At 43.1% G+C, this 13,344-nt stretch carries 14 protein-coding genes and 2 pseudogenes; 6 read left to right on the top strand and 10 right to left on the bottom strand.

From position 1 onward, the window contains the following. Window positions 1-45: 45 nt before the first annotated feature. Both JCM19037_RS08290 and JCM19037_RS08285 read left to right on the top strand, forming a co-directional pair. Window positions 46-1,202, top strand: a pseudogene (locus JCM19037_RS08290) (MFS transporter). A gap of 137 nt (window positions 1,203-1,339) precedes the next feature. Then, a complete protein-coding gene (locus tag JCM19037_RS08285) occupies window positions 1,340-1,624 on the top strand; it encodes a hypothetical protein (RefSeq protein ID WP_042399847.1) in 285 nt (94 codons plus the stop codon). Window positions 1,625-1,663: 39 nt separating this feature from the next. Here JCM19037_RS08285 and JCM19037_RS08280 read toward each other — a convergent pair whose 3' ends face one another. From JCM19037_RS08280 to JCM19037_RS08255, 6 genes are all read right to left on the bottom strand, one after another. Beyond that, a complete protein-coding gene (locus tag JCM19037_RS08280) occupies window positions 1,664-1,963 on the bottom strand; it encodes a hypothetical protein (RefSeq protein WP_042399843.1) in 300 nt (99 codons plus the stop codon). Between the two features lie 66 nt (window positions 1,964-2,029). Continuing rightward, complete coding sequence (locus JCM19037_RS08275; RefSeq protein WP_042399841.1) at window positions 2,030-2,797, bottom strand: kanamycin nucleotidyltransferase C-terminal domain-containing protein; 768 nt, start codon at window positions 2,795-2,797, stop codon at window positions 2,030-2,032. A 20-nt stretch (window positions 2,798-2,817) separates the two neighbouring features. Further along, complete coding sequence (locus JCM19037_RS08270) at window positions 2,818-3,909, bottom strand: ethanolamine utilization protein EutH (protein WP_238544617.1); 1,092 nt, start codon at window positions 3,907-3,909, stop codon at window positions 2,818-2,820. Continuing rightward, window positions 3,893-4,324, bottom strand: a complete 432-nt coding sequence (fosB, locus tag JCM19037_RS08265) for a metallothiol transferase FosB (RefSeq protein WP_042399838.1) — start codon at window positions 4,322-4,324, stop codon at window positions 3,893-3,895. Before fosB ends, JCM19037_RS08270 begins: the two co-directional genes overlap by 17 nt. Further along, window positions 4,314-5,546, bottom strand: a complete 1,233-nt coding sequence (locus JCM19037_RS08260; RefSeq protein WP_152548997.1) for an MFS transporter — start codon at window positions 5,544-5,546, stop codon at window positions 4,314-4,316. Before JCM19037_RS08260 ends, fosB begins: the two co-directional genes overlap by 11 nt. Next, window positions 5,543-6,439, bottom strand: a complete 897-nt coding sequence (locus JCM19037_RS08255) for a helix-turn-helix domain-containing protein (protein WP_042399834.1) — start codon at window positions 6,437-6,439, stop codon at window positions 5,543-5,545. The genes JCM19037_RS08260 and JCM19037_RS08255 overlap by 4 nt, the downstream gene beginning before the upstream one ends. Window positions 6,440-6,650: 211 nt before the next feature. Here JCM19037_RS08255 and JCM19037_RS08250 point away from each other — a divergent pair, with 211 nt between their 5' ends. From JCM19037_RS08250 to JCM19037_RS08235, 4 genes are all read left to right on the top strand, one after another. Further along, entirely contained in the window at window positions 6,651-7,034 is a 384-nt protein-coding gene (locus tag JCM19037_RS08250; RefSeq protein WP_042399832.1) for a hypothetical protein, read from the top strand. A 111-nt stretch (window positions 7,035-7,145) separates the two neighbouring features. Then, a complete protein-coding gene (locus JCM19037_RS08245; RefSeq protein ID WP_042399828.1) occupies window positions 7,146-7,466 on the top strand; it encodes a PadR family transcriptional regulator in 321 nt (106 codons plus the stop codon). Beyond that, complete coding sequence (locus tag JCM19037_RS08240) at window positions 7,459-8,007, top strand: HAAS domain-containing protein (protein ID WP_042399826.1); 549 nt, start codon at window positions 7,459-7,461, stop codon at window positions 8,005-8,007. Before JCM19037_RS08245 ends, JCM19037_RS08240 begins: the two co-directional genes overlap by 8 nt. Further along, window positions 8,004-8,759 (top strand): DUF4097 family beta strand repeat-containing protein, encoded by a 756-nt coding sequence (locus JCM19037_RS08235; RefSeq protein WP_042399823.1) that lies wholly within the window; start codon window positions 8,004-8,006, stop codon window positions 8,757-8,759. The genes JCM19037_RS08240 and JCM19037_RS08235 overlap by 4 nt, the downstream gene beginning before the upstream one ends. A 223-nt stretch (window positions 8,760-8,982) precedes the next feature. Here JCM19037_RS08235 and JCM19037_RS25675 read toward each other — a convergent pair whose 3' ends face one another. The 4 genes and pseudogenes from JCM19037_RS25675 to cysI all read right to left on the bottom strand — a co-directional run bounded on the left by JCM19037_RS25675 (window position 8,983) and on the right by cysI (window position 13,338). Next, a complete protein-coding gene (locus JCM19037_RS25675; protein WP_193744704.1) occupies window positions 8,983-9,129 on the bottom strand; it encodes a hypothetical protein in 147 nt (48 codons plus the stop codon). Between the two features lie 652 nt (window positions 9,130-9,781). Next, complete coding sequence (locus tag JCM19037_RS08225; RefSeq protein ID WP_238544616.1) at window positions 9,782-10,510, bottom strand: alpha/beta hydrolase; 729 nt, start codon at window positions 10,508-10,510, stop codon at window positions 9,782-9,784. Beyond that, window positions 10,483-10,641, bottom strand: coding sequence for a bacterial transcriptional activator domain-containing protein (locus tag JCM19037_RS28370; RefSeq protein WP_081829155.1), 159 nt, complete (start codon window positions 10,639-10,641; stop codon window positions 10,483-10,485). Before JCM19037_RS28370 ends, JCM19037_RS08225 begins: the two co-directional genes overlap by 28 nt. Window positions 10,642-11,622: 981 nt before the next feature. Continuing rightward, a pseudogene (gene cysI / locus JCM19037_RS08220) lies at window positions 11,623-13,338 on the bottom strand (assimilatory sulfite reductase (NADPH) hemoprotein subunit). Window positions 13,339-13,344 lie beyond the last annotated feature (6 nt).

Below are 13,344 nucleotides of genomic sequence, written 5' to 3'. Positions count from 1 at the left end.
AATGAAAAAGTTGGATTAATTTTCGCAAAAAAGAAGGGCTTTTATATGAATTTTAAAGTATATGTATTGGCTGTTTCTGCCTTTGTTGTCGGTATGGTGGAATTGATTATCGGCGGAATTCTGCCGATAATTTCTGAAGATCTTGGCGTATCTGTCGGCGCAGCTGGACAACTCATTACGATTTTTGCACTCGTTTTTGCCGTTTCTGGCCTGTGCTTCTCTCGTTAACGAGTCGGTTCGAGCGCAAAAGGTTATACTTAATTGCTCTTGCTGTTTTCTTCGTAAGTAATATCGGTGCCTTCTTAAGCCCGACATATGCCGTGCTCGTGATCTTTCGTGTAATTACGGCGATGAGCGCCTCGCTCATTATCGTATTGTCCCTCACGATTGCTCCCAAAATTGTAAAACCAGAGTATAAGTCTAGAGCGATTGGAATTATTACAATGGGGGTTAGTTCTGCATTAGTGCTCGGTGTCCCGTTAGGTGTCGTCATAGGTGAAGCTTATGGTTGGCGCATCCTCTTTTTAATTATTGCGCTTCTAACACTTGTTGCAGGGCTCGTTATTATGAAGTTTCTTGACGCCATTCAACCAGAACAAGTGAGCACTGTTCGAGAGCAAGTACGTTCCTTACGCCACACGAAACTGTCATCAGCACATCTTGTCACATTGCTTGTGTTAGCTGGACACTATACGTTTTATGCGTATTTTGCAGAGTTTCTCAATGTGACGATGAATCCTGAACCTTTTTGGGTTAGTGTTGCATTCTTCGTGTTTGGCATCTCAGCCGTGAGCGGAGGGGGCATCGGTGGTTTTGTCACCGACAAAATCGGTCCGGAAAAAACGGTACTTATCTTTACCGTTCTCTTCTTTATCGTATTAGCCACCATGCCATTCGCCGTCAACTCGTTAGTACTATTCGCTATTTTTGTCGTCATATGGGGCATGCTCAGTTGGTCCATTGCTCCAGCTCAACAAGGCTATCTCATCAAAACGGCTCCCGATACGTCAGACATTCAACAAAGTGTGAACACATCGGCATTGCAGTTTGGAATTGCGATCGGTTCTGGCGTAGGAGGCCTTGTGGTGAATGGCTGGTCGGTAACAGCTACTCCACTTGCAGGCAGCGTACTCGTCATTTTAGCGCTTGGGTTTGCGCTTTATTCGTTCAAACAGCCCGCTATCCAAGGAAAAACGATTTAACCGTATCCAGTGCACAGACCGCCCACCTTTCTCATACAATAGTAACCAGAAACGTGAGGTGGTCGAATGAGCAAAAATCAGCAAAATAAAAACGGGCAATCAAGCGAGATGCCGAGCTCATTCAAATATCGGAGGACTTGATTTACTTTGGGTCAATCCTGAATACCACGTCCTCATTTCTCGGCCTGATTGGTGTACAAATCGCTCGTGAAGTAGCTTCTCGTACAGAAAACACAAGTGCTGCAGAGGCAGCTACCGGCTTTGCCTTTCAATCACAAGTGGCTGAAAACTCACTTCTACTACGAGATGGTCAAGTCGCACCGGAACATTTAGAAAACAAACTTGAGCAACTTCGTACAGAGCTCAATCACGTAAACTGGAAGATTCAAAATTTGCAATCACAACTAAACCGCAAAAGATAACCCTCAGATCAATGCGCCAAAATGATCTGAGGGTTATGATTAAGACGTTTTTTCTTTAATCTTTCGTATACGTACAACGAGTGAGGCGATTAAACTAATAATCATAAGAGCCGCACATACGATCATTCCAAATATAAGCGTAGGGAACGCGAAAAGTAACCACGTCGCATCACTTAACAGCATGAATGCAATGTACATCCCACCACCAATTAAAAACCACACCATCATCATAATCCCAGGAACGATGTAAACATCTTTGAACTTTCGATAAAAAAGCCACGAGCCTAGTGCAGTCACCGCCAGCGCTGCTATGATTTGCAAGATTGTTATCCAGTGCATGCGAACCCTCCATTTTTTCTATTGCGCACTCTATACGACCAAATCCTGAATTGCAACTTCCACTTGTTATTTAAACTGCGGCATTTCTCGTTCAATATACTGTATACCTAATTGTTCATACCATATGTTCAATCCTTCCCATAACGCTTCGCAGCATGCATAAACAGCTTTTGTGTCCTCTAACTTGCCTGTTAGAATGCGAGAAACTAATGGTTCAAACCCTTCCGGAATCGAATCTGCTGCAAGAGCTTCTTGAAACGTTTTCGCACGCGTGCTATACCAAATCCGGTTCCACAGCCCTATGAGTTTCGCTGTTTGCCAAACCAAGTCATATGCCCCGATTGGTATATAATGAAAGTTTTCCATCTCCATGTTGCCGCGAATTTTCCCCATTGTTTCATACGGCTCCCAAATCATAAAAATTCGCATCGTTGCTCGGATGTCTTGTTCGTCAATAAGAAGTGGCAACTGACGAGCTCGTTTGAAAAGCGCACTTGGGTCGTGCAGTGGCAGGATGTTCATATACACGCCAGTCCGAATTGCCCAACTGTCATCTACTTTTTTTGCTCCTTCTAGAAACTGTTGCTCAGTTGCTACAGACAACTCAAGCTTAAACGGTGGATAAACGAATTCGTGCTCTTTTAGCGTACAGTTGTCAGTAATAATCACATGCATTTCGATATCTGAATAACGGCTAGCCGAGCGTGTAGCCATCGAGCCATACAACCCAATCGCAATGATCTCCCCCGAAAAATCTGCAAGCAGTTGCTCTGTTACTGAAGCGTAAAATTGCTCTTTTTCTTGAATTGACGTCGGCAATGGAAGTTCTCTCACACAAATCACCTCATACACTATTATTTCCCGGGCAATGTTTGGCTCGTATGGCGAGTGGCATACAATGCACCAGCGATGGCAAATAAACCTGCCGTTCCTTTGCCAATGATCATCGCTGTCATATGTTCAGGGCTCACCCCTGCGACAAACCCTAGATGACCACCAAATATAAATGCCCCCGCCACACAAAAAGCGGCTACAACAACCTTTCCCCGTTCATTCATATGTTTATATATTGCCAATGCAGGAATTGCATGTGCTAAAGATACGAGCAGTCCCGCACTGCTTTCTTTGTTCAAGTTAACCTTCGCCCCCACCGTTTGCAGAGGTTTTTCTAACACCTTTGAGATCACATATACGAGTGGCATAGCGCCCGCCAATACAATGACAATTTGTCCTAAAATCCCCATTCCCTCTTGTAACGGTGCGATGTTTGGGACCGTGACGAACAATGTATCGATGGCGAGTAACATCAACCCAAAGACTGCAACAACCGTTACGGCCTTGCCAATTATCGTAAAAAGAGTAATGACCAATGACGCTTTGAACGTCAAACCTAAAAGTATAAATCCAGATAACCCGATCGCTGGGATTAGATTGTTCAGCATCATGCCTGTAGAAAACCCAGCCACCCAACCACCTGCTAGACACCCAATAGGAGCAAACATAATGCCTATAAGAATACCTCGAATAAAGTGCGGGGTGTCTTGCTTTTCAATGATTCCGAGTGCAACAGGCACTGTAAATGCAATGGTTGGACCATACATCGTTCCAATAAGCGCCCATGCAAAAACCTTCGCATCCTCATTGTAGTGAAGCGCCTCGGCTAACGCATAACCACCCATATCAATGGCGATAAACGTGTTAATCACTGCCGCCGGTTCGATACCTGTAAATCCATAAAGTGGGTCCGCAATTGATTGAAGCGACGTCGCAATGATGGGCGCGATCGTAGTGATGCCAACAATAATGATCATTAAAGCGCCGAGTAATTGAAATGCCTCATGAAACTTATGGCCAAGCCCTAGTCTTGAACCGAGTAAGTAGTCTACAGCTGCCACAATAAATGAGCAGAGAAGGACGATAAAGATTACGTCATTGATTGTCATCATTTTCAAAAAAACGCATCGGTTTCTTTTCTTCCTTATAATATTCAATTCGCTGATCTCTACTACCTGTATGAAATTCAAACCGATGACCGTCTGGGTCGGAGAAGTAGATGGAATGCCCTTCACGTTCTTTATCCCGGTCTCTACCTTCGTCGAATGAAATTCCGATCTTTGTAAATATCTCCTTTTTCATCTGGAGTTCTTCAGGTGTGACGGTGAAGGCCATATGTGTATATGAATGTGAAATTTCGTTTCTCGGAATGTTAGTCTGAACATTTAACGCAAGCCAAACTCCGGATAAATCAAAGTAGGCCATCCGTTCCCCTTCTACCAGAATCTTTGCATTAAGTGCCGTTTCATAAAATTCGATAGATTTCTTTAGATGACTAACTGAAAACGTAATATGATTAATCTCCATGAGAGACCCCTTTCGCCATCGTATGTTCTTTGTTTAATTCATAGAAAATCTTATGACTCCACGCAAGTATTGTGGAGAGCAGAATTAATCCTCCAAGAATAATAAATAACACCGTGAAATTGTAAGCTTCTGCAAGTAACCCACCAACACCTGCACCTAAAGGAATTCCTGCTTGTGCCAAAATTGTTCTGACCGCAAATACACGACCTCGCAAATGCTCTGGCACTCGTTTTTGGTAAAACGTCGTATTATTAATTGTAAAAAGCATGGCGATAAATCCTTGGACCGCCGACACGACCCAAGCGACCCAAATCGTTGTCGTAAACGCTAGTGTTGCCATCGCAAATCCCGAACACGTGAGACTGCCTAACATCACTACGCGCAAGTTTTTTGGAGACTGCCATATGCCCGCCGTAACAGAACCAAGCATCATCCCGATTGAAAAAAGAGACATGAATATTCCGTAATGAAGTTCCGTTCCACCGATGTGTTCAAGGATATACGGTAAAAACATTGGTTGTGCCGCACCTGTACTAAAATTAATGGTCAACATGAGAATGCCGATCCAAAACAACACCGGGAACACTCGGTAAAAGCCAATCCCTTCCTTAAACATTTGGAACCACCGTTCTCCAGCCGTTGACCTTTCTCTTTGGATTTTCGTTAAAAAGAGCAGCAACCCTCCGGAAACCGTTAGTACACTCGTAATTAATATGAGAACAAAGTTGGGTCCGAGAAACGCGAGCAATACCCCTCCTAAAGCTGGACCTAGCATCATTGTTAGCTGCATCGTTCCTTCCAACAGCGCATTACCCCGTTGCAATTTCGATTTCGGGAGTAGATACGCCACATACGCCATTCCAGCAGGACGAAACAGTGGTTCTGCTAGTCCAAAAACAACCGTCGCTGCAAATAACAATCCAATGGTCAATCCACCCGTTACCGAAAAAACAAGAATTACGCTAATCGCTAGAGCCCGCATGAGCTCAGAGAAAATCATGACACTTTTGTATTGCAACTTATCAATATATGGACCTGCTATGAGGTTCATAATAATATTTGGAACGGTAAAGAGGATCCAAGTAAGACTCATAAAAATTAATGAATCCGATAATTGATAGACTAAAAAAGAGATAATGAACGTCGTAAACGTGCTCCCGAGTGCCGATGCAGACTGGGCAATCCAGAGAATGACGAAAGACCGACTCATATAGACTTTCATAATGACTGCTCACCTCCATGCAAAAATTGCTGGAGCCGAAGCGTCATGGCGTCCATCCCTTCTTCTCTGTAAGAATACCGATCATTTTTTCCATATGTAGAATGCACTCGTACTAAGCCTGCAGCTCTGAGTGTGATGATGTGGTGATGCACCGTACTTTTCGCTAAGCCCATCTCTTCGTGAATTTCTCCAAAACTCTTAGTAGTTCCAACTAGGAGTCGCAAAAGCGCTAATCTCCGTTCATCGCTGAGTGCTTGTTGCACCCTTAAATAATAAGGAGCAATCGTTTCACGGAATAGTACAAGATCATCTGCTGAATACGCGTAATAAGATACATCCTCATAGTCTTTGTATAACACAATTGGACGCCAATGATAGTGGGGCGTTAGGATGACGGTGCGACTTTTTATATCTTCTAAGTAAATGCCATTCGTCACATGTTCAACAGCTTGTACCAGTGGGTATTTGTCAATAATTTTGTCGGCACGTTGCTTTTGCGTCCACAACCCCGCTGTCACTCTTGCCTCAATTTTGTGATAATACCCATCATACCACGCGCGCAAAATTTCATAAATTTCTTTTCCACCACTTTGAATGGAATACGGATTTCTAGGATGGTTCTCTGGCCACTGCCCGCTCTTAATCTGTTGTAAGAACTCCATAATTCCTTTAGGTTGTACATCACTTAACAACAAGTGTTGATCCAAGTATAGCAACGACTGTTCAAACGCGTCTGTGTCGATGTACTCCAGCTGTTCCTTAGAAAAAGACATTCCCACTTCCTCTTTCCATTTCTGATTAAGATCAAACCGTTTTTGATGCGTACGATTTCTAAATAGTCTCAAACTAAGGAGAAATTCCATCACAGGTTTACACTCAGACTGAATGCGCATATCGTTCGACTCCTATCGAATAGTATAGTTCGATTTTAGTCGAACAATTCGTAATTTGCAAATCTTTTATCCTATGTTACCCTCGTATTAGTCAACTATAAAGGAGAGGATATTCATACTTTCTAAGTGGACGTGGTACCAACTCATTATACTTATCTTCCTTTTTACAGGGTTATCGTTTGCACACCTCATCTCCCAATGGATCGTGAATGTGTTCTTTTCCCCAGACGGTACGGTGATCCCTAGTTCGGTATCAGCATTGTTTTTGATTGTGTTCGTATTCGTTGTGTACGCGCTTTTCATCATTGAAAATAAGAAAGACCCGTCATTGTTTGATCATGCTTTTTGGTCCAAAGTGCCACTCGTATCATCGGTTGGTTTAATAATTCTAACCGTAGGTTTTATAGTTAGCTTTGAACTCTTTTCATTTTCCATGCAATCTCATTGGTTGCTTACTTTCGTCTTCATCTTTATCTTTTTAACCTTTTCTCTCCTCACCTCTCTTCTCTCTCGTACAAATGATAGTCTTCTACAATCCATCCATCTAACGATGGGCATTCTTGTTGTCGTCCTCTTATTGTTCGTATTACTTTAACGTGCGGTTGCACGTTTTTTTATTGACAAGATTCTTTTATCAGATTATTATTACTTTATATCGATCAGTACTGTTCATTAATCAGTACCGATTAAAGCGATGGTGATAACAATGAATGTTCAATTCAAAAAGGGTGTGCTCGAGTTATGCGTACTCATCCTCACGTCTCATAAAGACCGTTACGGGTATGAATTGGTTGAAGAAATATCAAAGAAATTCGAAATATCTGAGGGTGGAATTTATCCACTGCTTCGCAGAATGACGAAGGAAGAACTGTTTTCGACGTACTTGTCTGAATCCAAAGAAGGGCCTCCAAGAAAATATTACGCAATTACAGAGAAAGGGTTGCTTTTAAAAGACGAATTACTAAAGGAATGGACATTTTACACAAGGGTTCAAGAAATTATTCACGGGGAGGATTCTCATGACTGAAAATCAATATATATCCGTATTACAACAACACTTAAAGGATATACCTGCTCACGAGCAAGAGGAATTCATCAATGATTATAAAGAACATTTCGTGCTTGGCATGGAAGAAGGGCGGAGTGAAGAAGAGATTGCCGACCGGCTAGGTCCCCCAGAAAAAACAGCGAAAGAAATTCGAGCTCAATATCAATTAACTGCCGCTGAACAGAAGCCGACGTACAAAAGCGTATCCAAAGCCGTCTTTGCCGCTGTTTCCTTAGGCTTGTTTAATCTAATTTTTATTTTAGGACCATTACTCGCACTCATATCTATCCCGATTGCTCTTCTAATTACAGCAGGAACGCTCGTCATCTCTCCCCTTTTGCTGCTCATCCAAGAAGGGATTGGTCAGAGCTATTGGAATAAAGGATTTCTTATGATTGGCTATGTCGGTGTCGGGCTTTTGCTAGGCATTGGCACGATGAAGCTCATCCAGTGGATGTACAGCTTAATATTACGATACGTGAAATTTAATTTGAGAATGGTAAGGAGTGAGTCTAAATGATACGTATTAAGCCGATAGTGATTACCGCCAGTAGCATGATTCTCATCTCCATTATTGGAAATGTTGGACAATACATTGCCGGAACGAGTCCCTTTCAATTTGAAGATATGGACCAATCGTATACGTACGCAACAGAAGATATTGATCGCCTTCATATCCAAGCTGACGTCGGCAGTATTCAAATTAGGCCCCATGACGATGATGAAATTCTTGTTGCTTTAGAAGGCAGCCAAATGCGGATGCAAAGGAACCATGTAGAGCTTCAACATCGCTTAAACGATGCCACGTTAGAAGTCGTTATGGACCGAGAACCGCGCGTACAATTGTTCAGCATCTTTCCAGAGAGGCACACACTGAATGTTTATGTACCCGATGTAGACTTGGAGCTTGTGACCGTTTCAACTTCTGTTGCCAACATTGAAGCTCAGAATGTCTCGTCACAAGCTTGGCGTTTCTACTCTGATGTCGGAAGCATCCAAGGTACGAACTTAAATAGTCAAATTGAAGCCGAGACCGAAGTAGGCGCCATTCATTTAGACATGGAAGAACTCGTTGACGACGTGACCGTGCGCTCAAGCGTTGGAAGCATCACCGTTGCAGTAAAAGAATTACCGGACTTGATTCAGAGTCATGTACAAACGACGGTTGGTGTCGTTAACACAGATGCCATTACACATATCGAACCTTCTGGTGACGCTCCGAAGTTAGATTTACAAACAGAAGTGGGGAGCATTACCGTCGTAAATGACTAATCACAGCTCACTAAAAGAGGTGATTGAAAATAGTGCACCACTATCTACGTTACTCGCTAACGAGAACCATCGGGTCCGATCTATGTGGGATGAACGTAACGTTTTCCTAAATTGTGCTGTTTGGTGTTGGGTTGGCAAGGGTAGCGCTAGTTTGCCTAGTTTAACGATTTTTGCGCTCATTCCGCTAAACTCCTGCGCAGTTTGTTCCAACCGGAGCGCAGATTCAATGCCCATAAGCGAGCAACCCATCGGCCTGAGCGCGGTCGAAGCCAAATCCGACTCGGTTCGCGCGAACCGCGCCGACAGCTTGTGTGTACTTCGGGGCGAAGATGTACAAGTGATCCGGTAATCTGTTACCGAGTTCGCTCAATCTGTTCCCTAGTTTATGGGAATATATCGCTTTTCCTGCGATTTTCCTCAACTTGAGAACAGTTCGGTCGTAACTTGAGCACAGTTTCCACTTTACGAAGCTTACCATTGGTTCTTGAAGAAATTATTTAGTTAAACTTATCTAAAAATTATACTTAGGCAGTCCATCTAAAATGGGTACTCAATCAATAAAACCCCACCAATGGCCTTTGATGGGATCTTCTATTTATAGCAAGCAAAACACCGTTATACGATTTTCAAATTGTGAACACTGATCGTTTTTACTAAGTGAATGGTCACAAACACGACGATTTGTGGCCATTCAAGTGTTTCTATAAATTTGTTGGAGAAGTCATTGTCGTATAATTTACGTACTCATTAGCAATGCCGTTATATCTATGACTTTCTATTATCTTTGGAGGTTCTCGAAAAGAGGCTACAAATGTCGTGAATGCTCCTTCGCTTATCAAGAAAAAAGCGATACATTTTATATTTTTACTCGTTTGCTATAAATCTTTCAAATGTCTCGATGAGCTCCTCTAGTCGATCAATGGGTGGGGAATGCCCTGTATCTTGTAAGTAGCTCACGTGTACATCTTTGTTAAACGTTTGGAAATCTTCTATGATCTCTTCGGTCATGGATCGAACGATGACTAAGTCATCTTCCCCCAAACGACTAGGGTAGGAGCTTGAATGTGTTCGATTTCCTTTGTCCCTTCTTCCAATCCATTATACGTATTACTCATGTTGAAATGATTGTTTGCGTAGTAAATATCGACAAGATTTCTTTGTGTGAGCATATCTTCCAAATATTCTTCGTAACGTTCAGGCTCAGGCTGATGGTTCGTGTAAATGCCTGCATTCCAAACCTTTTTAAGAAATGATTTATCTCGGTTTTTGTAAGCCTGTAGCGTAGGAATTGTGCGCAGCCGATCATTTTCAATCTGCTCTTTCGTATTCAATCGCTTCCCCTCATGATCTTGAAACGGATACCCTCTCGTCGACAGCGAGGACATCAGTATTAGACGATCGACAAACTTAGGGTATCCGGCTGCAAGTTGCATCGCCACACCTCCACCTGTAGACCAACCAACAACCGACGCGTGCTGGACACCAAGCTTCTCCACGACCGCATGCACATCGTCGGCAAGCTCTTTTAGAGATTGAAATGACTGATTGTATGTTGATTTGCCAAATCCCCTAAGGTCAATCGCATACAGTTTGTACGAAGCATCCATTTTCTCGAGAACCACATCCCAATGCTTTGAAGAAGTCATATTCCCATGAATGAAAAGAACAGGCACCTCTCCCCCTTCCCGTTCTCGGATGTACAATGTTTCACCATTTTCGATTGTCACTTGTTGTCCATGAATGACACACATGTTAACACCTCTCCCATCTTTAATAATTCGTGCATTCGTTGCAGCTCAGCTGTCGGTTCAACACCGAGTTCATCGTTCATGACACGCCTACATTTATCGTACGAACGCAATGCATAAACACGATTATTCAAATGATAATACCAATCATCAAAATGCGATAAGCTTCCTCAAAGCATATCGCATTTTGCGTCTCTATCCTCTGAAAGAACGAGCTTCCAAGAAAATGATCCTTTGACTAGCCATTTATATTTACATCCATTTTCAGGAATGAGCATCCTGAAGCTCTCAACATGAATATGAGCAAAACCTAAAAATAGACGACTTTCTCTATATAATGAACTTAAGATTTTCCTAATTTGCTCTATTGGCGGTTGCTTTCCACTTCAGGCCGATGCTTGTACTCCAGAGCACAAGTGCAACATCAATGGCGAAACATCTGCACCGTGTTTTCTTTATACTCCAGAGAATAAGGGCGACGCGGTTCATTTTTCCGCCTACTGGCTAGGGCGTAGAAAAAGAAGCCCAAATGTCTCATAAGTTCATATTTGTGACAGTTTGGAAAGGAAAAATCATCGTTTTAAACGTGGATGCGCACATAAACGGAGTCAACGGTCACAAATCGCGATATATGTGACCGTTGAAGCTCGAAAGTGGCCGGTTTAAGGGTTGGATTGTCACATACGTGACAGGTCATCACATGCTTGTGCCAAGTGGTGACCCTAGGTCACGTCTGTTTACCCTTCAGCAAACTTTTTCTGTCTTACCCCCAGCCCTTGCAGTGGCGAACAACGATCGGCAACGAAATTGTCGATGTCAAATGCACTTCACCAGACAACCGGTAGGCGTTTGCTTGTAAAGACCGATCTAGGTCATCGAATTCAGCGAATTTCTTTGGTTCAACTTATATAAATACCAATTGTTCTCCCCCCCTATGTATTCAGCACCAATTCAAATAAGGAGAGCATAAAACTGCTTGTCCTATCCATTCATATTCGCCTCATTCAATCATAACCGCATTCAATTTAGTTCCAAGTTTCCTAATAGCAATTGTAAGCTAACACTTTAACATAACAACCCATCAAAAAAAGAAACTCCCCAAAAGGAGTCCCTCTTCAATCATGAAAATTCGTTCCATCACTCGTTGCTTTTATATACCCTGCTCGGATGACGTAATCACCAAAGTGCTCGCCTGCCGATCGGTTTTTGCCATAATCACTGAGCAACGGGCGGAGCGTGTCCAGAATTTCTTCTTCGCCAATGTTTTCTTTGTACATTTTGCTTAGACGTTCGCCTTTAAACCCTCCACCGAGATACAAGTTATATTTACCAGGGGCTTTACCGATAAAACCAATTTCGGCCATTGCCGCTCGTGAGCAACCGTTAGGACATCCAGACATGCGAATGACGATTTCTTTATCACGCAAGCCCACTTCATTGACGGTTTCTTCTAGTTTATCGATCAAACTCGGCAAGTAACGCTCGGATTCAGCCATAGCCAAGCCGCAAGTTGGAAATGACACGCACGCCATTGAACTTTTGCGTAACGCGGAAATTTGCTTTGAATCAACAATATGATACCGGTCTAAAATCTCACGAATCGCTTTTTTCTTCGCAGCGGTCACGTTGCTAATGACGAGGTTTTGATTGGGAGAAAGTCTGAATTCCCTGTGTGAATGCGGCTATTTCGCGAATTGCACTCATTAGTTCGTACTGCTCTTCGTCCTTAATACGGCCGTTTTGCACGAACAATGTGTAATGCCAACGATTGTTCACACCTTTCACCCAACCGTAACGGTCGCCATTATCCGTAAATGAATAGGGCCTTGCTTCTTCTAAACTGTACCCTAATCGTTCGTGCAACTCGTCAATCAACCAGTCGATGCCTCTCGCATCAATCGTATATTTGAATCTCGCATACTTTCGTTCATGACGATTTCCGAAATCACGTTGAATCGTAATCAACTTCTCAGAGACATCCGTCACTTGCTCTGGCGTACAAAAACCAATGACCCTCGAAAGCTGTGGATACGTGTGTGAATCACCGTGAGTCATGCCCATGCCACCACCGACGATCACATTAAACCCTCGCAACTTTTCATTTTCAATGATTGCGATTAACCCTATGTCTTGAGAGAATACATCCACGTCGTTGGACGGAGGAATGGCAATGCCCATCTTAAATTTTCGCGGCAAATACAACTTCCCATACATCGGTTCTTGTTCTACTTCCTTGTTGCTTTCAATCTTTTCTTCATCGAGCCATATTTCGTGATACGCCCTCGTCCGCGCGACAAATAATCGCTCAATTTGTTCGCACATTCATAAACTTGTTGATGCACTGCCGATTCATCTGGATTGGGGTTGCACATGACGTTGCGGTTCACATCCCCGCAAGCTGCGAGTGTATCCATCAATGAATCATTGATTGCCCGTATGCTCGTTTTCATGTTCCATTTCAAAATCCCATGGATTTGAAAAGCTTGCCGAGTTGTTAGCTTGAGTGTGCCATTGCCATACGTTGTCGCCAAGTTGTCGATTGCAAGCCATTGTTCAGGGGTGGCGACCCCGCCTGGCGCTCGCACTCTAACCATAAATTGATGAGCAGGCTCAAGCTTTTGTCGTCTCCGCTCATTACGTAAATCTCGGTCATCTTGCAAATAGCTGCCGTGGAATTTCATTAAGCGGTTATCCTCTTCTGGAATTCCTGCGGTGAGCGGGTTTTGCAACGTGTTGACTAACGTGCCTCGTAAGTAATCACTCTTTTCTTTAATGTCCTCAACATCACTTGGAGGACCGGTTTGAATATGAGGGCGATCTTCATTTGCCATTTCATT

The organism is Geomicrobium sp. JCM 19037, assembly GCF_000698105.1.
Classification (GTDB): domain Bacteria; phylum Bacillota; class Bacilli; order Bacillales; family Marinococcaceae; genus Geomicrobium_A.
Note: the sequence above shows the minus strand (reverse complement) of the source record. Positions and strands in the feature narration are given on the sequence as shown.